At 28.1% G+C, this 22,940-nt stretch carries 30 protein-coding genes; 26 read left to right on the top strand and 4 right to left on the bottom strand.

Annotated features, from left to right (window positions below; genetic code table 11):
* Positions 1-635: alkaline phosphatase PhoX (locus QOR43_RS02810; RefSeq protein WP_283571418.1), on the bottom strand; the 635-nt coding region annotated here is incomplete at its 3' end.
* A gap of 152 nt (positions 636-787) precedes the next feature.
* Between QOR43_RS02810 and gspG the strand changes: the two genes are divergently transcribed.
* From gspG to QOR43_RS02765, 9 genes are all read left to right on the top strand, one after another.
* Positions 788-1,195 (top strand): type II secretion system major pseudopilin GspG, encoded by a 408-nt coding sequence (gene gspG, locus QOR43_RS02805; protein WP_265134341.1) that lies wholly within the window; start codon positions 788-790, stop codon positions 1,193-1,195.
* Positions 1,170-1,550, top strand: a complete 381-nt coding sequence (locus tag QOR43_RS02800; protein ID WP_283571417.1) for a type II secretion system protein — start codon at positions 1,170-1,172, stop codon at positions 1,548-1,550. Before gspG ends, QOR43_RS02800 begins: the two co-directional genes overlap by 26 nt.
* Positions 1,551-1,582: 32 nt before the next feature.
* On the top strand, positions 1,583-3,082 hold the full coding sequence (locus tag QOR43_RS02795; RefSeq protein ID WP_265134343.1) for an RNA-guided endonuclease InsQ/TnpB family protein: 1,500 nt from the start codon (positions 1,583-1,585) through the stop codon (positions 3,080-3,082).
* Complete coding sequence (locus QOR43_RS02790; RefSeq protein ID WP_265134344.1) at positions 3,079-3,618, top strand: prepilin-type N-terminal cleavage/methylation domain-containing protein; 540 nt, start codon at positions 3,079-3,081, stop codon at positions 3,616-3,618. Before QOR43_RS02795 ends, QOR43_RS02790 begins: the two co-directional genes overlap by 4 nt.
* Positions 3,615-4,520 (top strand): type II secretion system minor pseudopilin, encoded by a 906-nt coding sequence (locus QOR43_RS02785; RefSeq protein WP_265134345.1) that lies wholly within the window; start codon positions 3,615-3,617, stop codon positions 4,518-4,520. The genes QOR43_RS02790 and QOR43_RS02785 overlap by 4 nt, the downstream gene beginning before the upstream one ends.
* A gap of 1 nt (position 4,521) precedes the next feature.
* Complete coding sequence (locus tag QOR43_RS02780; RefSeq protein WP_265134346.1) at positions 4,522-5,640, top strand: hypothetical protein; 1,119 nt, start codon at positions 4,522-4,524, stop codon at positions 5,638-5,640.
* On the top strand, positions 5,637-6,107 hold the full coding sequence (locus tag QOR43_RS02775; RefSeq protein WP_265134347.1) for a hypothetical protein: 471 nt from the start codon (positions 5,637-5,639) through the stop codon (positions 6,105-6,107). The genes QOR43_RS02780 and QOR43_RS02775 overlap by 4 nt, the downstream gene beginning before the upstream one ends.
* 86 nt (positions 6,108-6,193) lie before the next feature.
* Positions 6,194-6,778, top strand: coding sequence for a hypothetical protein (locus tag QOR43_RS02770; protein ID WP_283571416.1), 585 nt, complete (start codon positions 6,194-6,196; stop codon positions 6,776-6,778).
* A gap of 142 nt (positions 6,779-6,920) precedes the next feature.
* On the top strand, positions 6,921-7,271 hold the full coding sequence (locus QOR43_RS02765; protein ID WP_283571415.1) for a CPBP family intramembrane glutamic endopeptidase: 351 nt from the start codon (positions 6,921-6,923) through the stop codon (positions 7,269-7,271).
* On the opposite strand, the gene QOR43_RS02760 is transcribed toward QOR43_RS02765, so the two are convergent.
* Complete coding sequence (locus tag QOR43_RS02760) at positions 7,251-9,056, bottom strand: S8 family serine peptidase (RefSeq protein ID WP_283571414.1); 1,806 nt, start codon at positions 9,054-9,056, stop codon at positions 7,251-7,253. The two genes, QOR43_RS02765 and QOR43_RS02760, sit on opposite strands and share 21 nt — an antisense overlap.
* Before the next feature lie 120 nt (positions 9,057-9,176).
* Between QOR43_RS02760 and QOR43_RS02755 the strand changes: the two genes are divergently transcribed.
* Positions 9,177-10,328: a hypothetical protein gene (locus QOR43_RS02755; RefSeq protein ID WP_265134450.1), complete on the top strand. Its 1,152-nt coding sequence runs from the start codon at positions 9,177-9,179 to the stop codon at positions 10,326-10,328.
* A gap of 153 nt (positions 10,329-10,481) precedes the next feature.
* On the top strand, positions 10,482-11,327 hold the full coding sequence (locus QOR43_RS02750) for a metal ABC transporter substrate-binding protein (protein WP_265134451.1): 846 nt from the start codon (positions 10,482-10,484) through the stop codon (positions 11,325-11,327).
* Positions 11,328-11,331: 4 nt separating this feature from the next.
* Here QOR43_RS02750 and leuS read toward each other — a convergent pair whose 3' ends face one another.
* Both leuS and carB read right to left on the bottom strand, forming a co-directional pair.
* A complete protein-coding gene (gene leuS, locus QOR43_RS02745; protein WP_265134531.1) occupies positions 11,332-13,149 on the bottom strand; it encodes a leucine--tRNA ligase in 1,818 nt (605 codons plus the stop codon).
* 13 nt (positions 13,150-13,162) lie between these two features.
* Positions 13,163-14,845: a carbamoyl-phosphate synthase large subunit gene (gene carB, locus QOR43_RS02740; protein ID WP_265134452.1), complete on the bottom strand. Its 1,683-nt coding sequence runs from the start codon at positions 14,843-14,845 to the stop codon at positions 13,163-13,165.
* 98 nt (positions 14,846-14,943) lie between these two features.
* On the opposite strand from carB, the gene QOR43_RS02735 reads away from it, so the two are divergent.
* The 15 genes from QOR43_RS02735 (at position 14,944) to secG (ending at position 22,940) form a co-directional block, all read left to right on the top strand.
* The gene (locus QOR43_RS02735) at positions 14,944-15,246 is read left to right on the top strand and encodes a nucleotidyltransferase domain-containing protein (RefSeq protein ID WP_265134453.1); all 303 of its coding nucleotides are present in this window, start codon (positions 14,944-14,946) and stop codon (positions 15,244-15,246) included.
* Positions 15,243-15,695 (top strand): hypothetical protein, encoded by a 453-nt coding sequence (locus QOR43_RS02730; protein WP_265134454.1) that lies wholly within the window; start codon positions 15,243-15,245, stop codon positions 15,693-15,695. Before QOR43_RS02735 ends, QOR43_RS02730 begins: the two co-directional genes overlap by 4 nt.
* A 12-nt stretch (positions 15,696-15,707) precedes the next feature.
* On the top strand, positions 15,708-16,256 hold the full coding sequence (gene gmhB, locus QOR43_RS02725) for a D-glycero-beta-D-manno-heptose 1,7-bisphosphate 7-phosphatase (RefSeq protein ID WP_265134455.1): 549 nt from the start codon (positions 15,708-15,710) through the stop codon (positions 16,254-16,256).
* 45 nt (positions 16,257-16,301) lie between these two features.
* Entirely contained in the window at positions 16,302-16,691 is a 390-nt protein-coding gene (gene rplS, locus QOR43_RS02720) for a 50S ribosomal protein L19 (RefSeq protein ID WP_265134456.1), read from the top strand.
* 33 nt (positions 16,692-16,724) lie between these two features.
* Positions 16,725-17,309: a ribonuclease HII gene (locus tag QOR43_RS02715; RefSeq protein ID WP_265134457.1), complete on the top strand. Its 585-nt coding sequence runs from the start codon at positions 16,725-16,727 to the stop codon at positions 17,307-17,309.
* Entirely contained in the window at positions 17,302-17,652 is a 351-nt protein-coding gene (locus tag QOR43_RS02710; protein WP_265134458.1) for a YraN family protein, read from the top strand. Before QOR43_RS02715 ends, QOR43_RS02710 begins: the two co-directional genes overlap by 8 nt.
* Entirely contained in the window at positions 17,649-18,509 is an 861-nt protein-coding gene (locus QOR43_RS02705; RefSeq protein ID WP_265134459.1) for a polyprenyl synthetase family protein, read from the top strand. The genes QOR43_RS02710 and QOR43_RS02705 overlap by 4 nt, the downstream gene beginning before the upstream one ends.
* A gap of 4 nt (positions 18,510-18,513) precedes the next feature.
* Positions 18,514-18,885 (top strand): preQ(1) synthase, encoded by a 372-nt coding sequence (gene queF, locus QOR43_RS02700; protein WP_265134460.1) that lies wholly within the window; start codon positions 18,514-18,516, stop codon positions 18,883-18,885.
* Between the two features lie 126 nt (positions 18,886-19,011).
* Complete coding sequence (locus QOR43_RS02695) at positions 19,012-19,389, top strand: HEPN domain-containing protein (protein WP_265134461.1); 378 nt, start codon at positions 19,012-19,014, stop codon at positions 19,387-19,389.
* A complete protein-coding gene (locus QOR43_RS02690) occupies positions 19,373-19,612 on the top strand; it encodes a hypothetical protein (protein WP_265134462.1) in 240 nt (79 codons plus the stop codon). Before QOR43_RS02695 ends, QOR43_RS02690 begins: the two co-directional genes overlap by 17 nt.
* 279 nt (positions 19,613-19,891) lie before the next feature.
* Positions 19,892-20,293: an ATP synthase F1 subunit epsilon gene (gene atpC / locus QOR43_RS02685; protein WP_265134463.1), complete on the top strand. Its 402-nt coding sequence runs from the start codon at positions 19,892-19,894 to the stop codon at positions 20,291-20,293.
* On the top strand, positions 20,290-21,024 hold the full coding sequence (locus tag QOR43_RS02680) for a tRNA1(Val) (adenine(37)-N6)-methyltransferase (RefSeq protein ID WP_265134464.1): 735 nt from the start codon (positions 20,290-20,292) through the stop codon (positions 21,022-21,024). The genes atpC and QOR43_RS02680 overlap by 4 nt, the downstream gene beginning before the upstream one ends.
* A 252-nt stretch (positions 21,025-21,276) precedes the next feature.
* Positions 21,277-21,888 (top strand): 2,3-bisphosphoglycerate-dependent phosphoglycerate mutase, encoded by a 612-nt coding sequence (locus tag QOR43_RS02675; RefSeq protein ID WP_265134465.1) that lies wholly within the window; start codon positions 21,277-21,279, stop codon positions 21,886-21,888.
* A complete protein-coding gene (tpiA, locus tag QOR43_RS02670; RefSeq protein WP_265134466.1) occupies positions 21,888-22,640 on the top strand; it encodes a triose-phosphate isomerase in 753 nt (250 codons plus the stop codon). The genes QOR43_RS02675 and tpiA overlap by 1 nt, the downstream gene beginning before the upstream one ends.
* A 3-nt stretch (positions 22,641-22,643) precedes the next feature.
* Entirely contained in the window at positions 22,644-22,940 is a 297-nt protein-coding gene (gene secG, locus QOR43_RS02665) for a preprotein translocase subunit SecG (RefSeq protein ID WP_265134467.1), read from the top strand.

The following is a 22,940-nucleotide window of genomic DNA, read 5'->3' as shown; positions in this document are numbered from 1 at the left end:
CAATCGGTATAATAAGGTGAGTTTTTATCTGCATATCTTGGATTTAAATCATAATCTTCTTCACCACCAAGATGTGTATTCCAAGGAGTTAAAGAACCAGCACAATTAATAATAGTTCCACCTACACTTTTAAAATCAATAGGTTCTGTTTTAACAGCTTTTCCGTTGTTATCAAGCTCCGTTTTATATAATAATCCCGGTGGTTCTTCAAAATGAGTAATTAAATAAGCAGTATTATTTATCTTTATCAGAGAGTTAGCATCAGGATTATTTGAATATGTTTTAGAACCATCATCGGCTAAAATAGGTTGCAGGTCAACATCATAAAACATACCAAATTCTCCATTTCCTATTTTATCTCCTGTTTTTGCTATTACCTCATATGATAGTGGATATTCTTTAGTAGAACCGTCGCTGTAAGTAACAGTCAAAGCCGGACTTACTTTAACTGATTTTAAATCTGCATCTGATGCAGGTAATGGCACTTCTTTGAATGATACTGACTGAACCGTTGGACTGCTTGTACTACCTCCGGTTGTTGTACTTGTACTACCTCCATCATCGCTTCCGCAACCGCTTAATAAGAGAGCAAGCCCTGAAGAAAGGATTGCTGAAACTAAAAATTTTTTACCCATAATGACACCTCCCAAAATAGATTTGAGTTTTATTTTACTTTAAATATGTTTTAATATTTTATTAAGTGAGTTTTAAATTTTCTTAACTGAATATTTAAAATAAACTGTGCTATAATATCGCTTAATTAATTATTTTAGGAGTGGAGAAATTTATGAGAAAAGAGAGAGGATTTACTCTTCTTGAACTACTGGTTGTTATTGTTATTTTATCTATTTTAGCTGCACTTTTGGTTCCTAAGCTTACCGGTAGAGTAGATGAAGCAAAGATAGATACTACAAAAATACAGCTAAAAGAAGTAAAAAGGGCACTTGAAATGTATAAAATAGATAACGGAACATATCCTACTACTGAACAGGGACTAAAAGCTTTGGTGCAAAAACCGGAAACACCACCTGTCCCGAAAAAATGGAGACAGTATTTAGAACAAATACCAAAAGATGCATGGGGTAATGATTTAATATATATATATCCTTCAGATAAACATCCATTTGAGTTAAAATCAGCTGGTCCAGATGGTGAAGCCGGTACAGAAGATGATATATCAGTTTGGAGTGAATAAAAACTTACAAAAAGAAAAAGGCTTCACCCTCTTAGAAGTTTTAGTTGCCATTGTTATGCTTGTAATCTCATTGTCTGTAGTGATAAAAATTTATACAAATTATATAAAAGATTATGACGCCTTTTTACAAGATATTAATGATATACAACAGGTGAAAAAATACATCTATAATATAAAAGAAGGATATGAAGAACTGCCTTCTGTAAAACAAAGTTATGAGTCTGCCGGCTATGGAATAAGGAAAAAAATTTATATCTATAAGGATAAACCGGTAATAATTTATTATATAATTGATACTGTAAAGAACTATACAAAATATACAAAAATTTTATATTTAAAAACAATTATGTTATAATTGTACCATAAAAAATGTAAAATAGTTTGTAAATGCCAATAGAAGATAGAGTACTAGTCTTACATATAAGAAATAAAACAAAGATTGATATATCAAATGATTTTATTAAAACCTGTCAACATTTTAAAAATTTGGTATATCTGATAATCAAAGAAAAAGGATATTTTATTTTAAATATATCTGCCTTTAAAAAATCATTAGTAGAAAATCCAAGAAAACAATTATCAGTTAAAGAAATTGAAATAATTAATAAAATTCAATCATCAAGTTATTTCCCATCTTTAAAAGAAGTATCTAAAAATCTGTCATCAGTCACAGTTCAAAAACTTATAGAACAGGTAATGAATGAATATAAAAGTTATTTTAATGCTTTAAAAGATTACAAAGAAAATCCTCATAAATACAAAAATAAACCCAATCCACCTAAACCAAAGAAATTAAGTAGAATAAATAATTTCTCTGTTAGTTTTGTTAAAAATAATTTTAAGATTAAAAATAATGGATTAATACTAACATTAAATAACTATCTAAAACTAAAATTTAAACTGCCAAAATTTATGTTAAGAAAAGAAATATCATCTATTAGATTGGTAAAACGATTAGATGAATACGAACTGCATATCGTATATAAAGAGAAAATTTTAAAGGAAAATTTACTACTAAATGACAATATTTATGTAAGTATTGATTTAGGATTAGATAATTTAGCAAGTATATTTACCAATAATCCATCTATTGAAAGCCTAATAATAAATGGAAAACAAATAAAATCATTTAACCAATGGTTTAATAAAAAGAAGGCAGAATTACAATCATTGAAAGATAAATCGGATAATATTGGAGAGAAAGAAAAATACGATTATTCAATCAGGAAGTTATTTAGATATAGAAATAAAAAGATAAAGATATGGTTTCATTTAATATCTGCAAGAATAATAGAATATGCATTGTTATCAAAAGCAAAACATATTATTATTTCCAGAGATATTTTAGAATCTAAAAATGGTATTAATTTAGGAAAAACAACTAATCAAAATTTTGTTAGTATACCATTTGGATTGTTAATTGATATGATAAAATACAAAGCAAAGAAATATGGCATTGAAATTAGTGATAAAGAAAAAGAATATTTTACAAGTCAAGCAAATTGTTTGACTAATGATATTAGGAAAGTTATGAAAAATAAAAACATTGAATTATCAGGAAAAAGATTAGAAAGAGGACTATATCAAGATTTTATCTATGGATTAAGATTTAATGCCGATATCAACGGTGCAGTAAACATTGTTAAAAGAGTTAAATTCAAGATAATTGATTTTTATTTTAAAAGTAAGGAATTGTTTAGGGTATTAAAGAGAAAACTATGCAGACCGATTAAATTTAACATTTACCAGTTACAGAATGCAAACCTGTTTCTGAATAGGCTATTGTCTATTCCGACAGGGATTAGTAATAGTTTTAGTGGTTTAAATGCAGAAATATATAAATTTTTGTATATTTTTGATATTTTTATATATTTCTGCATACCATGAAAAAGAATGAAGGTTTTTCATTACTTGAGCTTCTTGTTGTTATCATTTTGATATCCCTTGTATTTTCTATAGGTGGGACTGTATTTATAAATAATATTAAATCAATGGGAGATTTTGAAAATTCTATAAATAATAGCATAAATGAGATTGCTTTTATAAATCAATTAACAGCCGGACTTTACTCAAAATATGAAAAAAGAGATGAAAATATAAAGATAGAAGAAGACAGAATATCATTTTATACCGGTTATCCTGTATTTTATGAAGGTTTTGTAAGGGCAGAATATATTTTAAAAAAAAGTGATGAAGATTACATAGATATTTATTATGAAGAATTTCCTTATGTTGATGGAAATCTTGGTTTTGATGGGATAAAAAAAAGTTATATTGGTAAATTCAAAAATTTAAAAATTTATATATATGACGGGCAAAATTGGCTTGTAAATTACAAAGGAAAAAATTTCCCTCAAATAATTAAGATATCAATAGATGGCTTTGATTATTATATAACCACAAACGCAAAGGTAGTAAAATGATAATTATATTTGTTATATCTATTATAACTACTTTAACATTTCTACTAACATCAATTACGGATGATATATATATTTTTCAATCGTATGTAAATGATTACAAAAATAAAGAACAGCTATATCTAATATCTGATGCATCTTTAAATGCAGTAAAAGATTTTTTGTTATCTGATAGTGATGATATAGATACACTTCAAGATAAATGGGCTACAGAAATGCCTTTAGTTATAGATAATATAAAATTAAAGATTAATATAATAGACCAAGAAAGGTTTTTAAATCCTAATATCTTATTAAATAATGATGGAAAAAATATAAATCAAAGAGTTTTTCCGGTTTTTGAAAGATTGTTTGAAAATATAGGATACAATAAATCTCTATTATTTAATATAATAGATTGGATAGATAAAGATAGTATATCTCAGGGTGGTAAGGAGAATTATACAGAATATCCGGCAAAAAATGGTTTTATAGATAGCTTAGAAGAGATGAAATTGATAGATGGTGTAACAAAAGAGATATATAATGGATATATTATTTCCGGAAAATTTATTCCCGGATTTAGAACTTTATTTTCCCCTTACTCAAACGGAAAAATAAATATAAATACTGCTTCAAAATGGATTTTGCAATCTCTTGACCCTTCTCTAACAGAGCAAATAGTAGCAAATATAATCTCTTATAGAGAAAAAAAACCATTTAAAAATATAAATGATTTATCTCTTGTAGATGGAGTTAATTCAGATATAATATATCGGTTAAAACAGCTTGATATCGTAGATGTAAAAAGTGAAAATTTTTTGGTTGATATTGAGATAAATTTAAACGATAATATATATCATTTAACTGCTCTTTTAGAAAGAAAAAACAAAGATATAAATATAATCTGGAGAAAGATTTATTAAGATGGAGATTTTGGCTTTACAACTTGAAAAGGAAGAAAAAATATATGCAAAAATAAATCCTTTAAATAAGGATATAAAGATATCGGAAAATCTCAAAAATCCAAAAGTAGTTGTATCTATTCCGGTAAATCAGACTACCTTTAGATATTTTAAATTGGATATTAATGATGAAATAAAACTTAAAAAAGCAGTAGAAACATCTTTAAAATTTGATTTTCCGGATTTTGAGAATATAGCATTTGATTTTTATAAGAAAAATAATGATATCTTTTGTGTAATAACAAAAAAGGAAATAGTTGAAAATATAAAAACCCAATATAAATCTATATTTAAAATAGATAGTGATATCTTCGCTATATTGAGAGTTTTAACTCATAATAATATTAAAGATGCAGATATAATACATTTTTATCCGGATTATGCTGTCTATATTAAGGTAGAAAATAGTTTCCCGAAATTTGTTAGGAGTTTGTCAATAAATGAAGCAATAAATTCTGCCAAAGAAAATAATAGTATTATAGTATCAGGATATATACCAAGAGATATAAACAATCCTGTTTTAAACAATCCTTTATCTGACCCAAGGCTAAATATTGCTTTTGGAAATCTGATAGCACCTTTATATGATATAGGAATAGATTTTCTGCATCAAGAAGATTTTTTTAGTTTTAAAAAGCTATCTTTAATAACTTTGTCACTTGTCGGTGTATTTATTATGATAAATCTTTCCCTTTTTATAAAAGTTTTATTTTTAGAGAAAGAACTAAAATTTATAAAAAATAAAGAAAAAATAATCTATACAAAATATTTTAATGAACCTGCATTTGAACCGGTTAATCAGGCAAGAGGAAAGGTTGCAAAATTTCAAGAAGATTCAAAAAACAAAGAAAATATAGCAGATATACTTGAATTTATCGGCAGTAAAAAATCAAAAACAATAGATATACTTTTTCTTGATATTTCACAAAATCAACTAAGTATAAAAGCAGTTGCAAATACCATAGAAGAAGTAGAAAATTTTAGAAAAATTTTAAATGATAAATTTTCCGATGTTAAAATAGAAGAGAGTGTAAAAGAACCGGAAGGCAGAATAAGATTTAAGATAGTTGGGAAAAGATGAAAAAGTTGGAGATATTTTTTAATTCCTTAGAACAAAATGAAAAGAGAACAATATTTATAGCTGTTTTAATTTTTATATTATTTATAGGAATATTTTTTATTTATGAACAATATAAAAAGATAAAAGCAATTGAAACAAAAATTACAAAAGAGATAGCAAATTATAATGAGGTTCTTGAATTAGCCAGTATATATTCTTCAAAAAAAGGAAATTTAAAATCATTGAATCTTTCAGATATAGATAAAATATCACAAATTTCAGGTATAAAATCTAAAGTTAGTTCAATTAAGCCTATAAATTATGAAGGGAAAGAGCTTTTTGAAATAAATCTTGAGAATATAACACCGGTAGAATTAGAAACTTTTATTAATAATCTTCAAAAGGAAAATATAAATATTTATGCAATAACCATAGATAATATTCGTCAAAATAATAATCTTAAAATTTCTGTTATAGCAGGAGCTTAATTGTGAAGAGGTTGGTTTTATATATTTTTATATTTTTGATATCATTCCTTATCTTTTTTATAATTAATTTCCCGATAAGAGAATTTTTGATAAAATTTCTTGCAGAAAATAATTTGAGATTTAAAACAGTTGAGGGCAATATTTTTTCAACGAAGATTGTTGGAATAAGTTATGATAATATCTATATTGAAGATATCAAAGCAAGAAATTACTTTTTGAATATAAACCTACTTATAAATAACTCTCAAAAAGTAAAAATAAACCCTTTAAAAAAAGAAGCAGTTTTGATATTAAAAGATTTAAAATTAGAGGATTATCAGTTAAAGCCTAAATATTATGGTAATTTGAGTACAAATAATTTTATAATAAAAAAACAGGATAAAATGTTGGCTTTAGAAGGACAGGCAGAAATTTTTGTATCAAAAACAGATAATCCTTTTGTAAAAAATTTAAGGATAGATTTAAAGCTAAAACCGGAAAAAGATTATAATATATTAGAGTTTAATCTCAGTAGTGAAAATATAGCCGGAAGTTTTAAAGGTAAGTTATATAGTTCGCAAGATTTAGAAAATTTTATAGTTGATGGAATTTTTATTGGAAATATATATAATACGCCGGTTAATAAGAACATAAAAACTAATCTGGAAGATTTATTAAATTTTAGATTTTGAAATGAGTTTTTTAAATTTATATTTATTATTGGTTATAAGTTTAATTTTATCAAAATTTTATAATGGATTTTATTATTTTTCATTCTTTATTTTAAATTTGCCACTTATATTTTATGATATAAAAAAATTTGGTTTTTTTTCTGTGAAGGGTATTATAGCCAGTTTTTTGCTTTCAGCATTATACTTGCCATTCCTTAATTTTTCTGTTTTTCCGACAAATCAGGTAGTTCAAATATTAGCAGAAGAAATATTTTTCAGAGGATATATACAAAATGAGCTTTTAAAAATATATAATCCTTTTAAATCAATAGTTTTAAGCTCTATTCTTTTTATGGTAGCCCATTTAATATTAAATCCTTCTATTTTTTCCGGTTTAACTATATTTCCTTCTATTATTTTTGGCTATTTATATTTTTATTCAAAATCAGTAATTTCTTCTTTTATTTTTCATCTTTTTTCAAACTGGTTTTTCCTAAGCCAATTTTCTAACTAATCTTCTTCCGGTTATAATGATAACAAGTATCAATAAAGATATTCCTAAGTTTGCAGAGCCACCTAAATTACAACCACCACCTCCACCACCGCTATTTGAAGATGGAGCTTGGGAGGTGCAATTTATCTGAGTGTTTCCGGTTAGTTTTATATTTAAATTGCCATAACTTGTATTTGTTGGAATAGATATTATTGCTTCATTATCACCACAAGGGTATATTTGTATTTGGATATTACATTCTTCAAAACTATTTAAATTTTTATTAGAACAGTTATCTTGAATGATACTAAAATTTTTTGTGTTATTGATGGATATCTTTCCTATATTTAAAACAGCATTTCCACTATTTTTTATATTAAATGATAATGTTAAGGTTTGTCCTGACTGAACCGAGCCATAATCATAATAATAATTTCCGAAACTATCTTGATTTATATGTTTATCTATTGTTATTTTTGGAGAAGGTGTATTTAATAATGCATTATATGCATTTATTCTATTTGCAGTTATACCGTATCCGGATAAACTCATCAAATTATCACCGGTTAAAATTATTCTGTTTTTTATATCTGATATTGTTAAATTAGGATTAGAAGCTTTTAATAATGCTGCTAATCCAGCTACAAGTGGTGCAGCTTGAGATGTCCCAACTGCACAACCATATTTATTATTATTTAATAAACCTATTATTTCTTGAGTTTTATCACAGGTAGATGATGTAGTTATTTCTCCACCCGGTGCATATATATTTACCGTTTTTGTGCCATAATTTGAAAAGGAAGATTTTTCATCATTTGAGTTTGTAGAGCCTACACATATAACATTGTTCAATACGGTAGAATAATTACATGGTAAAAATACAGTTTTATCATTATTTTGTCCATAGTTTCCGGCAGCTACTGAAAATAAAGCACCTATGGATTGAATTAAACATTTTTCTGTATTTTGATAAGAAGGATTAGAGCAGTCAATATTTAATTGAGATTGATTTCCTGTATAGCCATAACTTCCATTTATAGCTACTATATCTATACCTTTTGTTTCTTTTATTGTTTTTATATAGTTAAGACATTGTAATAATTGATTTAAATCTCCAGAACCATCTGAGGAAAGAAATTTACAAGGTATTATTTTTATATTCCAGTTTATTCCTGCAACACCTTTTGCATTATTTCCTATTGCTCCTATTTCTCCTGAAACAAATGTTCCATGCCCATCATCATCAAGAGCACTACCTTTACCTGCAACAGCATTAAATCCATAACAATCATCTATATATCCATTATTGTCGTCATCTATATCATTTTCGCAGCCATCATCTATACCATTATGATTATCATCTTTACCAAGTAGTTCTCCTGTATTAAGCCATATATTATCTTTTATATCTTCATGATTATAATCTATCCCGCTATCAAGAACCGCTACATATACATTATTAGAACCGGTTGAAATATTCCATGCATTTTCCATATTTATTTTTCTTAAATACCATTGGTATGGATAATATGTATCGTTAGGTATTATTTGTTTTGTTATTATATAATTTGGAATAGCATAAACTACATCCTGTCTTGATGTTAATTCTTTTATATATGTATCCATATCTTTATTTTTAGGTAATTTGACAACTGCCATATTATTGTGAGATTTTATAATGCTTAATCCGGTTATTGTTTGAGTTTGTATCTTATTTCTAAAGAAAACTATAACTTCATCTTTATAAGGCTTTGCATAAGAAAAACTATAACAAATCAAAATAAATAAAAAAACTATCTTCCTCATTTTTAGTTAATCTCCTTATAAAATTTTTGTCTATAGAATTTTAATATAAAGTTAAATTCTTGACAAGAAAGAATAAAGGACATTATAATATTCCAAATTTCTTTAAAAGGAGGGTTTCAGATGAAGTACTTAAAAGTTTCAGCTTTAGGTTTAGGGTTAGGTGCAGCATTAATTATGTATTCTTGTGGTGGAGGAGGTGGAGGAACGACCACATCAGCATCTACACCAACTGTTACCCCTGCCACTTCAAGTGATATTCAAAATGCAACATCTTTAAGTGCTGGAAGTGCTGGTTTAGAAACTGTTAGCAATCTTTTAACTGGTGTAGGTAATAACAACAATAATGCAGGAGGTGTTCCTACACCACTTTCTTTAAACCAATCTATTAAAAGTTTAATCTATTCAAAATTAAAAGAGCTTTCAAAAAGTGGAAAAATATTAGCACAGGGAACATCTGAAGGAACTTATAATTGTCAAGATGGTGGTACTGTTACTTTTAAATATTCTTGGACTAATCCTAATTGTACAGACCCATCTAATGATTATGATGCTGCATGTTGGAAAAATAATGAGATAACTTCAACTTTTGTAGCAAATAATTGTAAAGAATATGGTTGGACATATAATGGAAGTGGTTCTTCAGTTGATAAATATGATAATAATGGCTGGTATTATGGAAAAACTCATATAGATAAAGATTGGATTGAAGAAAGTGATTATTATAAGTATACTTACTCTACTGGATTTGATTGGGAATATAACAGAATTAATAATAATACATATAAAATTAGTTTAAATGGAAACTACGAGTATGACGATAAATATCAAAACAAATCATATAAATCAACATTTAAAACAGTTTCTTTTCAAGCAGAATATCTAAAAGAAGATGAATATGGAGATGTTATAGAAGGTAATTATACAGTTAATGGTGGAATAGTATCTTATGTTAATGGTCAATTAGAAGCAGATGTAGCTGCACAAAATTTAACTATATATTCTAAGGTTGGAAATTCAGTTGCCGGAATACCTGATGTATCAAGAATAAATGGATATCTTTATGATGGAAGTTGTACTAAAAAATGGTATAAATTTGAAACTCTTCAAGATATAAAAACACCTGTTGGAAATACTTGTCCTACAGAAGGACAGCTAAAAATAAATAATAGTTTAACATTAACTGCTACTTCTAATGGTGGAATAATTACAAGTGATGGAAAAACTTTTAATAGTTGTAAAGATTTAGAAAGTCAAACATGTAATGTAAAATAAGAATAAATCAATTTTCCTACCTTCTTAAAAGGAGGTAGGTATCTTCTTAATTTCTTTATTTTCTGAGATAATCAATCAAAAATCATTTTTTTTCACAAATATATTTTGTTAGAATATAATCAACGAAAAATCATTTTTTGAGGGTTATTAATTATGGTTAGGTATTTATTTTTATTATTCTTGTTATTTAATTTTTCTTTTGGAAAGGAGATTAATGTTGTTACTACTATAAAGCCTTTGGCTGATATTGTGAAAGCTGTTGGGAAGGAAAAAGTTAAAGTAAATTATATTATTCCTCCTTCTGTAAATTATCATCTTTATGAATATAAAAGTTCTGATATGAAAGCTATATATAATGCTGATTTGTTTGTTTTTATAGGAGCCGGAGAGCCAAATATTGATAAAATTGAGAAAAATGTAAAAAATAAAATGAAAATAATATCTTTAAAAGGATTGTATTTGCTAAAAGAAAGAGATGAGCATGAAGATGAAATCCATCCGGCAGTTTGGCTTGACCCTTTAAATGCAAAAGTAATTGCAAAAAATGTATATCAGTATCTATCTTCAAAAGATATTCAAAATAAAGGTTTTTATCTTAAAAATTATCAAGAGTTTGAAAAAAATATAGATGATGTTGTAAATTATGGCAATGGAAAATTTAAAGATTTGAAAAATAAATATTTTGTTTCTTACCATTATGAATTTCCTTATTTTGTAAATAGATTTGGATTGATATATTTAGCAGAAATAGAAATGGGACACGGTAGGGAGCCAACACCTAAGCATATTCTAAATGTAATATCTTTGATGAAAAAATATAATGTAAAAACAGTATTTACATCTAAGCAGTTTTATAATCCTAAGACTGCTGATATTGTGTTAAAACAAACCGGAGCAAAAGTTATATTTTTAGATTCTCAAGGTGAAACCGGAGATTATATCTCAATGATGAGATTTAATATTGATAAAGTTTACGAAGGTTTGAAAGGCGAGAAGTGAGTAATCACTTCTCATTATTTATTTTTTCAATTAAAATATCTAACTCAACATCTTCATCTAAGCCATAAATTTCAAGTAATTTTTCTATGGAAATCCATTTTTTCAAAACCATTCCCTGTGTTAATAATTTTTCAAAAGGTTCATCTATTTCTATTAATCCTATATCTTTTAAAAATTTTGTAAAAAATCTTGAATAGAGGAGATGTAAAACTGCATGCTCTATGCCACCGATATATAAATCTACCGGCATCCAGTAATCTACTTTTTCTTTTTCAAAAGGTTTTTTATCATTTTTTGCATCACAATATCTGAGGAAATACCAAGAACTATCAAAAAATGTATCCATTGTGTCTGTTTCTCTTTTTGCCGGAGAGCCACATTTTGGACAGGTTGTATTTACGAATTTTTCATGTTTTTCAAGTGGTGAGCCACCTTCTCCGGTTATCTGTACATCTTCTGGAAGTAAAACAGGCAGGTCTTCTTCAGGCACAGGCAGTATACCGCATTTATCACAATATATAATAGGAATAGGTGTTCCCCAATATCTTTGTCTGGATATATTCCAATCTCTTAATCTATAATTTACCGATTTTTTGCCGAGATTTTCTTTTTCAAGATATTCTATTATTTTTTCTTTTGCTTCTTCGGAGTGAAGATTATTAAATATACCGGAATTTATCAATATTCCTTCACCTTCATAAGCAGATTTTGAAAAATCCCAATCTGTGTTTATTGGTTTTATAACAGGTTTTATTGGAAGATTATATTTTTTTGCAAATTCAAAATCCCTTTCATCATGGGCAGGGACTGCCATTATTGCTCCGGTTCCATATCCCCATAATATATAATTTGCTGCATATATCGGAACTTTTTCTTTTGTTAATGGATTTATTGCATATCTACCGGTAAATACCCCTTCTTTTTCTTCTACAATATTTCTATCCTTTGTTGATAATGATTTTATTTTGTTTATAAAAGATAAAACTTCTTCTTTTTGTGGGGTGCCTTCTATAAGTTTTAATAATATCGGATGTTCAGGTGCTACTGCCATAAAGGTGACACCATAGATTGTATCCGGTCTTGTTGTAAATATTTCAAGATATTCATTTAGCCCATCTATTTTAAATTTAATTTCTGCTCCTACCGATTTTCCTATCCAGTTTTCTTGCATTGTAAGAACTTGAGATGGCCATTTTCCTTGTAGCTTTTTTAAATCTTGCAATAATCTTTCTGCATAATCGGTTATTTTTAAAAACCAAGATGGTATCTCTTTTTGAACAACAGGAGTAGAACATCTCCAACATCTTCCATCTATAACCTGCTCATTTGCCAAAACCGTTTGGTCGTGTGGACACCAATTAACTACGGCAGATTTTCTGTAAGCTATTCCTTTTTCATACATTTTTAAAAAAATCCATTGATTCCATTTATAATAATCCGGATTACAGGTAGTTACTTCCCTGTCCCAATCATAAGAAAATCCAAGTCTTTTTAGCTCTTTTTTCATATAATCTATATTTTCATAAGTCCATTTTGCAGGATGAACTCCACTTTTTATTGCTGCATTTTCTGCCGGCATTCCAAAAGCATCCCATCCCATCGGATGAAGTGTATTTTTTCCATTCATTCTAAGGTATCTATTTACCACATCTCCGATTGCATAATTTCTCACATGTCCCATATGTATTCTTCCGGATGGATAAGGAAACATCTCTAAAACATAAAATTTCTCTTTTGATTTATCTTCCTCAGATTTAAATAAATTTTTCTCTTCCCATTCTTTTAATAAGCTTTCTTCTATATTTTTAAAATCGTAATTCATTTTCTCTTCCATTTTACTCCTCGCTATCCCTGTAATAAATTATATTTCCGTTTTCATCTATATATCCCATTAAACTCTCATAAGAAGAGTAATAATAAGGAGTATAGGCTTTAAACTCTGCTGCACAGGTATCTACTACTTTATAAGATACCGGTATTCTTCTTTTTCTTATTTCTTCTTCTGTTGTTTTTAATAATCTTGCAAGTTCTTTATCAGAAAATCCCCATTGTTTAGCTTTTTCAAGCTCTTGCTCTGTAATTTGATTAATATCTTTTTTGGATAAATCTATTTCATAATCTATTATCTCTTTAATTTGGGTTAAAAACCATTTATCAATATGTGATAAATTATGAATATCTTCAACAGAATATCCTCTTCTGAATGCTTCTGCTATATACCATAATCTATCCGGATTTGGTTTTATTATTTTTTGTTTTATTTCTTCATCTTCTGCTTTTTCAAGTCCTATATAAAATCCATATCTGCCGAGTTCTAAACTTCTTAATGCTTTTTGAAGGCTTTCTTTAAATGTTCTTCCTATTGCCATTACTTCACCGACAGATTTCATCATTGTTGTAAGGGTTGTGTCTGCTTCCGGAAATTTTGCAAAATCAAATCTTGGTATTTTTACAACTACATAATCTATCGTAGGCTCAAAAGAAGCCGGTGTTTGTTTTGTTATATCATTAGGTAATTCATCAAGGGTATATCCTACTGCCAATTTTGCAGCGATTTTTGCAATAGGGAAACCGGTAGCTTTGGAAGCCAATGCAGAAGAGCGGGAAACCCTTGGGTTCATCTCTATAACATAAAACTCTCCGGTTTTTGGATTTTGGGCAAACTGGACATTAGAGCCTCCGGTTTCAACCCCTATCTCCCTCATAACTGCTATTGAGTAATCTCTTAAAATCTGATATTCTCTATCTGATAAAGTCATCGCAGGTGCTATGGTTATACTATCTCCTGTATGAACTCCCATAGGGTCTAAATTCTCAATAGAGCAGATTATAACGCAGTTATCATTTTTATCTCTCATAACTTCCATCTCAAACTCTTTCCAACCGATTATTGATTCTTCAAGTAATACTTCATGTATAGGAGATGCTTCAAGACCGGCTTTTACTTTTGGATAAAATTCATCTATATTGTAAGCTATACCTCCACCTGTTCCACCAAGGGTAAAAGAAGGTCTTATTATAACCGGAAAACCTATCCATTTTATAACTTCTTCTGCCTGAGCCAATGAATTTACAACTGCACTTTTTGGCATAGATAAGCCTATTCTTTCCATAGCTTTTTTAAATAAATCTCTATCTTCGGCTTTCTTTATAACTTCATAATTTGCTCCAAGCATTTTTACATTGTATTTGTCAAGGATACCTTTTTCATATAAATCTATTGCAAGATTAAGAGCTGTTTGTCCTCCAAGGGTTGGAAGTATAGCATCCGGTCTTTCTTTTTCTATTATTTTTTCTAAAATAGGTGTTATAAGTGGTTCTATGTATGTTTTATCTGCAATATCAGGGTCTGTCATAATTGTAGCCGGATTAGAATTAACAAGGATTACCCTATAACCTTCTTCTTTTAATGCTTTTGCTCCCTGTGTTCCGGAGTAATCAAACTCAGCAGCCTGTCCTATAATTATTGGCCCTGAGCCTATAAGTAGAATACTTTCAATATCAGTCCTTTTTGGCATAAACCACCTCTGAATAAAAAAATTAGTTATATATTTTACCAACAATTAAGCACAAATTAAAATTTTTGATATAATAAAAAAGATAGCGAGATAGAAAAATGGGAAATATTAGATTAACAGAAGAAGAAATCAACTACATAAGAGAGATAGCAAAGGATGTTTTCGGAGAAGATGTAAAGGTTTGGATTTTTGGTTCAAGGGTTAATCCAAATCTAAAAGGTGGAGATATTGATTTATACATAGAAACTGCCAATATTGAAAATTTGATTGATAAAAAATTAACTTTTTTGGTTAAATTAAAAGATAGAATAGGAGAGCAAAAAATAGATTTGATAATAAAACCTTTGGAATGTAATGAGCCTATCTGTAAAGAGATAAAAAAATCCGGTGTTGAGCTGTGAAAAATATAAATCTAATTTATAACGAGATAGAAAAACACAAAGAAAGATTGGAATATGCAAAAAATAAAATAAGTAGGATAGAGCTAAATGAAGAAATACTGGAAAATCCGGAAATAATTGAAACAATAGATTCTTTTATATTTAGATTTTCAAAAATGCAAGATACTATGGGAGAAAAACTTTTTCCTCTTGTTCTTCAAATGCTTGGAGAAGAAGTGAGAAATAAACCTTTCATTGATATATTAAACAGATTAGAACAGCTTGAATTTATACCATCTGCTGAGGAATGGAAAAAATTAAGAGAGTTAAGAAATAATCTTACCCATACATACCCTTGGGAAAAGGAAATTTTGATAAATGAAATTAAAGAAGCATTAAGATATTCGGAAAAGATGATAAATATTTTCCAACATATAAAAGAAAAGCTACAACTTAGAAAAAATAGATAAGAGGTAGAAAAATTGAAGAAAGCTGTATTTTTGGATAGAGATGGTGTTATCAATGAAGATAAAGGATATGTTCATAAAATAGAAGATTTTAAATTTATACCAAATGTTTTTACAGCTTTGAAAAAATTACAGGATGCCGGATATGAGCTATTTATAGTAACAAATCAATCCGGTATAGCAGTAGGATATTATACAGAAGAAGATTTTAAAAAATTAACAGAATATATGCTTAAAGAGTTTGAAAAAGAAGGTATAAAAATAACAAAAGTTTATTATTGTCCTCACCACGAAAATGGAATAATAGAAGAATATGCTATAAAATGCGATTGCAGGAAACCGGAAAGTGGAATGATAAAACAGGCAATAAAGGAGTTTAATATTGACCCAAACCAATCTTTTTTAATAGGAGATAAAGAAAATGATATAATTGCTGCCCATAAAGAAGGTATAAAAGCAGCACTTGTTAAAACAGGACAGGGATTAAAATATATTCAAAACACAACAGCAGACTACATAGGAGAAGATATATTAGATGTGGTAGAAAATTTTATCTTAAAATGATATAATATTTGTTTCTTAAATCAATATTTTAACGGAGGAAAGAAAATGCATCATTTAATTAGAGAAATTGAACAAAAATATTTACCGGCAGATTTACCTGAATTTAGACCGGGAGATACAGTAAGATTACACCTTAAAGTAAAAGAAGGGGAAAAAGAAAGAACCCAGATTTTTGAAGGTCTTGTTATCAGAGTTAGAGGAAGTGGAACCGGAAAAACATTTACAGTTAGAAAAGTATCTTACGGCGTAGGAATGGAAAGAACATTCCCGATAGCATGCCCTTCCATAGAAAAAATTGAAGTGGTTAAAAGAGGTATCGTTAGAAGAGCTAAACTCTATTATGTTAGAAATCTCAAAGGTAAAGCTGCTAAAATCAAAGAACTTAAAGAGTGGGAAATCCAAAAAAGAGCAAAAGAATCAGCAGAAAGCAAATAATATATATATCGGGCTTTTGCCCGGTTTTATCTTATGATTGAGTTTGAAAAATCTCTACATCAAAAAGGTTATAAATATATAGTAGGAGTAGATGAAGCCGGTAGAGGTAGTTTAGCCGGTCCAGTTATCGTTGCTGCTGTAATATTTCCACCGGATATAGAACCATTTATTCAAAAAGATTCAAAAAAATTAACTCCAAAACAAAGAGAAGAACTTTTCAAACAAATCCAGCAAAAAGCCCTGTCCATCACAATCGGAATAGCAGATAACACCTTAATTGACCGGATAAATGTATTAAATGCTACAAAAGTAGCAATAAAAAGAGCCTTAGATATGATAAAAATAGATTATGATATTGTTATAACAGACCATATAAATCTTGAAGGAATAAAACATATATCTGAGAAAAAAGCAGATGAAAATATCCATTGTGTTGCAGCTGCAAGCATAATAGCAAAAGTTTATAGAGATAATATAATGAAAGAGTTTAAAAATTTATATCCTAATTTTTCATTTGATAAACATAAAGGCTATCCAACCAAAAACCATATATTTGAGATAAAACGATACGGAATAACCCCAATTCATAGAAAAAGTTTCAGGCTTTATTATGAATAATAAAACTAAAATCGGTAAAGAAAAAGAAGATATAGCAGTAGAATATCTAAAAAATAAAGGTTATCAGATAATAGCAAGAAATTTTAAAAGCAGATTTGGAGAAATAGATATAATAGCCAAAGATAAAAACACAATTATTATCGTAGAAGTAAGAAGTAAAAGCTATGATAGTTTTGGTTATCCTCAGGAAACAATAACAAAATCAAAAATAGAAAAGATAATAAAAACAACTTATCAATTTTTAAGCAAAAATGATATATATTTTGAAGAATTAAGATTTGACGTAATAGCAATATTGAAAGATAATATATTACATATAGAAAATGCTTTTGAGATAAGATGATACAAGATTATTTAAAAGGACAAACACAGCTTATAAATATGTATTTAGAGCAATACATTCCAAAAGGTGAGCCAAAGATATTGTTTGATGCTATTGAGTATAGTTTAAAAGCCGGTGGAAAAAGAATTAGACCTATTCTTGTTTTAGAATCTGCAAAAACATTAAAAGAAGATATAGATATAAAAAATTTTATAGATATAGCAATATCTACAGAATTTATCCATACATACTCACTTATCCATGATGATTTACCGGCAATGGATGATGATGATTTAAGAAGAGGAAAACCTACCTGTCATAAACAATTTTCTGAAGCAATAGCAATTCTTGCCGGAGATGGACTTTTAACTTATGCTTTTGAGTTAATCTCTTTAAATAAAAATTTATCTGCAGAAAAATTATTAAAGATAATAAATATTCTTTCCCATAATGTTGGAATTTATGGAATGGTTGGCGGTCAGGCAGGAGATATTTTGGAAGATTTTAAAGATATTGATTTTATCCATCTAAATAAAACTGCAAAATTTATACAGGCATGCTGTCAAATTGGAGCAGTAATAGCAGATGCTACACCGGAAGAAGAAGATAAACTGAAAAATTATGGAAAGCATATAGGGATAGCTTTTCAAATATGGGATGATTTACTTGATGAGATAGGAGACCCATCTAAACTTGGAAAAAAAGTTAATAAAGATAAAGAGAAAAATAAAATAACTTATCCATCAATTTATGGTATAGAAAAATCAAAAGAGATGGCATATAATCATATAAATCAAGCTATAAGCTATATAAAAGATTTAAAAAATCCCCAAATTCTAATACAAATTGCAGAATTTATAGTAAGCAGAGAGGTATAAAAAAATGAAATATGGAGAAAAAGAGATACAAGAAGCAAAACTTGAACCATGGCCAAATCCTTATCCGGATAGAAATTATACCGTAGAGATAACTTTTCCGGAATTTTCTTGTCTTTGTCCAAGGTCAGGATATCCTGATTATGCAACTATTAGAATAAGATATATTCCGGATAAAACGATTGTAGAGCTAAAATCTCTAAAACTTTATCTTAATAAATATAGAAATCAATATATCTCTCACGAAGAAGCTACAAATAAAATATATGAAGATTTATATAATCTTTTAAAGCCAAGATTTTTAGAAGTAATTGGCGATTGGAACCCAAGAGGAAATGTTAAAACTATTATAAAAGTTTCATCAGAAGATAATAAGTAAAAAATAGGTAATTTAAATTTTAATAAAGAAATTTTAAGAAAGAATTTACCAATTATTAAATTAAGGCGTTGATTTTTTCCATAAATTGATTTAGAATTATAAATGTTTATTTAAAAGGATTTTAAGATGAAAGAAATTTATAGAAAGAAATCTTTAGAAAGGTTAGAGATTGCAATTATATCAAAAGAAAAAGGATTATACAATGCTTTAGTTTCTAATCTATATTTTTCTGTTTTCAATTATATGCAATCTATATTAGGAAAAGCTCCTCAAGGAAAATGGAAGCATATAAGTTTAGCCAAAGCGTTTTCTAAAAAATGTTATGAAAAAGAGATTTTAAATCCTCAAATATTAAAGGAATTTGTAGATAAGTATGAGCAATTATACGAATTTAGAGTTTTATCTGACTATAAAGCGTATATATTTACTAATGAGGATAAATTAAAAATTGATTATATTTATGAATTTTTTAAAGAGGTGATAAAAAATGGAAAAGACAATTGAATTATCTAATTACTTGAAGATTTTGGAAGAAGTAAATAATCTTCCGGAAATAGAGAGAGCTGAAATAATAGAACCTCCAGAAGATACTGAAGCTGACATTTCCTTAAGATTAAAACTTAAACCTAATGTAAACAAGTGGGATGTTCAGGAAAAAATACAAAAAATAAGATGGAAGTATAGCAAGGAATATGAACCTATAACTTTGTATCTTGAATTTTGCTAATCGGAAATTTTGAAATTTTTTAAATTTTTATGGTTGGTTTAGTTTTTGATACTTGGTAATTTGGCTTGCATCAATGATTAGCGAGAATATAACAGAAAATATATTTGCACTATTGAAGGTTTGATGCAAAATATAAAAATTTGCGTTTATTCAGTTTTAAACTGATTTTTGCTAAAAATTCTTGACAAAATTAAAATTCTTCATTATATAAATCCTTGTTTTAATCCATTTATTGATTTATAATAATATGAAAATTTATCATTGATTATGGAGGATTTGATGTATAAATTAGAAGTTGTTACACCAACAGGTCATGTATTTAGCGGAGATGTTTATCAAACTGTAATTAATACTGCCGATGGAGAGATAGGTATCCTTGAAAACCACATGCTTTTATTAACAACAATTAAACCCGGAAAACTTAGAATAGAAAAAGCAGATGGAGAAGTGATTGAGTATGCAGTAACATTTGGAACCTTAGATGTTACAGGTCAAAAAGTGATAGCCCTTGTGGAAGAATGTTATGAATTTGATAAAATCAATGTGGAACATGAAAAACAACTTTTAGAAGAAGCAAAAAATGCACTTACTTCCGGTGGTCTTTCTGAAGAAGAAACCAAAAGATATGAAAATCAAAGAGACAGAGCAGAGGCTCTTATAAATCTTTATAAACAACAATGAATTTAAAACCGGATGAAGATATATCTCCGTTTATCAGAGGAAAAATAAAAATAATCCAAAAAAAAGAAGGCTTCAGATTCGGAATAGATAGCCTTCTTCTTTCTGATTTTACGAAAATATACTCAAGAGGAAAAATTCTTGATATTGGCACCGGCTCCGGTATTATTCCTATTTTATTACATCTAAAATATCCAAATCTTGAATATTATGCAGTTGAGATACAGGAAGAACTATATGATATAGCCAAAAGGAATTTTGAGATAAATAATGTAGATGTTAAACTTTTTCTTGAAGATGTAAAAAATATAAAAAATATCTTTAAAGCTGAGCAGTTTGATTATATAATTACAAATCCACCTTATTATAAATCAGGTAAATCAAAAAATATACAAATAGAGATAGCAAAAATAGAAAAAAAAGCAACAATCAAAGATTTTATAGAAGCAAGCAGTTATCTTTTGAAAAATAAAGGTAAATTATTTATGATTAATATTGCTGAAAGATTACCGGAAATTATTTTTTTATTAAAAAAATATAGATTAGAGCCAAAAAGATTAAAATTTATCCATCCATCTAAGGATGAAAAAGCAACCCATTTTTTAGTTCAGGCAGATAAAGCTACAAAAGAAGGTGGCTGTATTATTGAAAATCCGGTAATTATTTATGAAAATCCAAAAGTTAAAAAATATACAGAAGAAGTTTGGAATTTATTAGAAAATTATCCTTTGTGATGGTATGCAGAAATATCTGCATTTAAACCACTACAACTAATACTAATCCCTGTAGGCATAGATAATAACCTATGCAGAAACAGGTTTGCATTCTAAAAATTTTTATAATTACAATCACTCAATTTAACAAATCTTTTAATACAACTAATAAGTTTTATTGCTACTGCAATTGGCTTTTGCATTAATACTATTTATAATATATAATATAATCAAATATTTTTAAATCTCAAATTTTTGTAAAGAGGTGGGAAAATGCCAAAACTTGTTTTAGTTAGACATGGTCAATCCTTATGGAATTTACAAAACAGATTTACCGGATGGATAGATGTGCCTCTTACCGAAAAAGGAAAAGAAGAAGCTTACAAAGCAGGTGAACTTTTGAAGGATATAAGATTTAATGTTGCTTATACTTCTGCTTTGTCAAGGGCACAGGAAACACTTAAAATTATCCTTGAAGTTATCGGATTAAATATACCAGTAATAAAAGACCAAGCATTAAATGAAAGACATTATGGAGATTTACAAGGATTAAATAAAGATAGAGCAAGGGCAAAATATGGAGCAGAAATAGTTCATCTTTGGAGAAGAAGTTATGATATAGCTCCACCGGGAGGAGAATCTTTAAAGGATACTGCAAATAGAACAATACCATTCTTAGAAAGGGCTATTTTGGGAGATATAGCAGAAGGAAATGATGTTTTAGTGGTAGCCCATGGAAACTCAAACAGGTCTATTGTTATGTATCTTGAAAAATTAACTCCGGAAGAAATAATAAAAGTAGAACTTGATACCGGAACACCTATTGTTTATGAACTTGATAAAGATGGAAATATCTTATCAAAAGAAATAAGAAGGTTAGGATAATGGCATACTTAGTAGCTGCAAACTGGAAAATGAATAAAACCATCGCTCAAACTATTGATTATCTTGATATTTTCACAGAGCTTGTTAAGGATATTCAAAAAGTTGATATAATGATATCCCCATCTTTTACTGCTTTATCTTCAGCTTCTTTAAAAGTAGAAAAAACAAATATAAAACTCGGTGCTCAAAATATGTATTATGAAACGGTAGGAGCATTTACCGGTGAAATATCTCCTATAATGTTAAAAGAGCTAAATGTGGAATATGTTATCTTAGGGCATTCTGAGAGAAGGCATATTTTCGGAGAAAAAGATAATTTAATTAATAAAAAAGTCCAATCAGCATTAGAGAATGGAATTAGACCTATTTTGTGTGTAGGAGAAACCCTTGAAGAAAGGGAACTTGGAAAAACATTAAATGTTGTTGAAAAACAAATAAAATCCGGATTAGCCGGTGTATATATGGATATGCCTTTTATTGATATAGCTTATGAACCGGTTTGGGCAATAGGAACCGGTATAAATGCTACACCTGAGCAAGCAGAAGAAGTCCATAGATTTATAAGAAGCTTGATAAATGAGCTTTCAAAAGGCAACGATTCTAAAACCAGAATATTATATGGTGGAAGTGTTAATGAAAAGAATGCAAGAGAATTAATATCTCAAAAACATATAGATGGATTTTTGGTAGGAACAGCTTCCTTAGACCCAAATAGATTTTATAAAATAATCACAGAATGCTTAGAGGAGTGAAAGATGGATTTTATTTATGGAGTTTTATTGGTAGTTCTTATAATTGTATCAATTATTTTAATAGCTCTTATACTTATGCAAAAAACAAAAGGTGCAGAAATAGGGGCAGTTTTTGGCTCAGGAGCGGCAAAGGCAATACTTGGTGCATCAGCTGCTAATATAATAACAAAAATAACTTTCTGGCTTGCCGGAATATTTATGGGTTTAGTATTGCTTCTTTCTTATTTACATCATTATAAAACAAAACAAAATTCTGTAATAGAAACATTACCTACCCAAAACCAAACAGAGAAAAAATAA

It is taken from the genome of Venenivibrio stagnispumantis, from assembly GCF_900182795.1.
Taxonomy (GTDB): Bacteria; Aquificota; Aquificia; order Aquificales; family Hydrogenothermaceae; genus Venenivibrio; species Venenivibrio stagnispumantis.
This window is presented reverse-complemented; position numbering and strand designations above follow the sequence as displayed.

Excerpts from the sequence above, each read along its gene's own strand:
- gspG (WP_265134341.1), top strand. The coding sequence starts at position 788 with ATGAGAAAAGAGAGAGGATTTACTCTTCTTGAACTACTGGTTGTTATT.
- QOR43_RS02800 (WP_283571417.1), top strand. The coding sequence starts at position 1,170 with ATGATATATCAGTTTGGAGTGAATAAAAACTTACAAAAAGAAAAAGGC.
- QOR43_RS02795 (WP_265134343.1), top strand. The coding sequence starts at position 1,583 with ATGCCAATAGAAGATAGAGTACTAGTCTTACATATAAGAAATAAAACA.
- QOR43_RS02790 (WP_265134344.1), top strand. The coding sequence starts at position 3,079 with ATGAAAAAGAATGAAGGTTTTTCATTACTTGAGCTTCTTGTTGTTATC.
- QOR43_RS02785 (WP_265134345.1), top strand. The coding sequence starts at position 3,615 with ATGATAATTATATTTGTTATATCTATTATAACTACTTTAACATTTCTA.
- QOR43_RS02780 (WP_265134346.1), top strand. The coding sequence starts at position 4,522 with ATGGAGATTTTGGCTTTACAACTTGAAAAGGAAGAAAAAATATATGCA.
- QOR43_RS02775 (WP_265134347.1), top strand. The coding sequence starts at position 5,637 with ATGAAAAAGTTGGAGATATTTTTTAATTCCTTAGAACAAAATGAAAAG.
- QOR43_RS02760 (WP_283571414.1), bottom strand. The coding sequence starts at position 9,056 with ATGAGGAAGATAGTTTTTTTATTTATTTTGATTTGTTATAGTTTTTCT.
- QOR43_RS02755 (WP_265134450.1), top strand. The coding sequence starts at position 9,177 with ATGAAGTACTTAAAAGTTTCAGCTTTAGGTTTAGGGTTAGGTGCAGCA.
- QOR43_RS02750 (WP_265134451.1), top strand. The coding sequence starts at position 10,482 with ATGGTTAGGTATTTATTTTTATTATTCTTGTTATTTAATTTTTCTTTT.
- leuS (WP_265134531.1), bottom strand. The coding sequence starts at position 13,149 with ATGAATTACGATTTTAAAAATATAGAAGAAAGCTTATTAAAAGAATGG.
- carB (WP_265134452.1), bottom strand. The coding sequence starts at position 14,845 with ATGCCAAAAAGGACTGATATTGAAAGTATTCTACTTATAGGCTCAGGG.
- QOR43_RS02735 (WP_265134453.1), top strand. The coding sequence starts at position 14,944 with ATGGGAAATATTAGATTAACAGAAGAAGAAATCAACTACATAAGAGAG.
- rplS (WP_265134456.1), top strand. The coding sequence starts at position 16,302 with ATGCATCATTTAATTAGAGAAATTGAACAAAAATATTTACCGGCAGAT.
- QOR43_RS02715 (WP_265134457.1), top strand. The coding sequence starts at position 16,725 with ATGATTGAGTTTGAAAAATCTCTACATCAAAAAGGTTATAAATATATA.
- QOR43_RS02710 (WP_265134458.1), top strand. The coding sequence starts at position 17,302 with ATGAATAATAAAACTAAAATCGGTAAAGAAAAAGAAGATATAGCAGTA.
- QOR43_RS02705 (WP_265134459.1), top strand. The coding sequence starts at position 17,649 with ATGATACAAGATTATTTAAAAGGACAAACACAGCTTATAAATATGTAT.
- queF (WP_265134460.1), top strand. The coding sequence starts at position 18,514 with ATGAAATATGGAGAAAAAGAGATACAAGAAGCAAAACTTGAACCATGG.
- QOR43_RS02695 (WP_265134461.1), top strand. The coding sequence starts at position 19,012 with ATGAAAGAAATTTATAGAAAGAAATCTTTAGAAAGGTTAGAGATTGCA.
- QOR43_RS02690 (WP_265134462.1), top strand. The coding sequence starts at position 19,373 with ATGGAAAAGACAATTGAATTATCTAATTACTTGAAGATTTTGGAAGAA.
- atpC (WP_265134463.1), top strand. The coding sequence starts at position 19,892 with ATGTATAAATTAGAAGTTGTTACACCAACAGGTCATGTATTTAGCGGA.
- QOR43_RS02680 (WP_265134464.1), top strand. The coding sequence starts at position 20,290 with ATGAATTTAAAACCGGATGAAGATATATCTCCGTTTATCAGAGGAAAA.
- QOR43_RS02675 (WP_265134465.1), top strand. The coding sequence starts at position 21,277 with ATGCCAAAACTTGTTTTAGTTAGACATGGTCAATCCTTATGGAATTTA.
- tpiA (WP_265134466.1), top strand. The coding sequence starts at position 21,888 with ATGGCATACTTAGTAGCTGCAAACTGGAAAATGAATAAAACCATCGCT.
- secG (WP_265134467.1), top strand. The coding sequence starts at position 22,644 with ATGGATTTTATTTATGGAGTTTTATTGGTAGTTCTTATAATTGTATCA.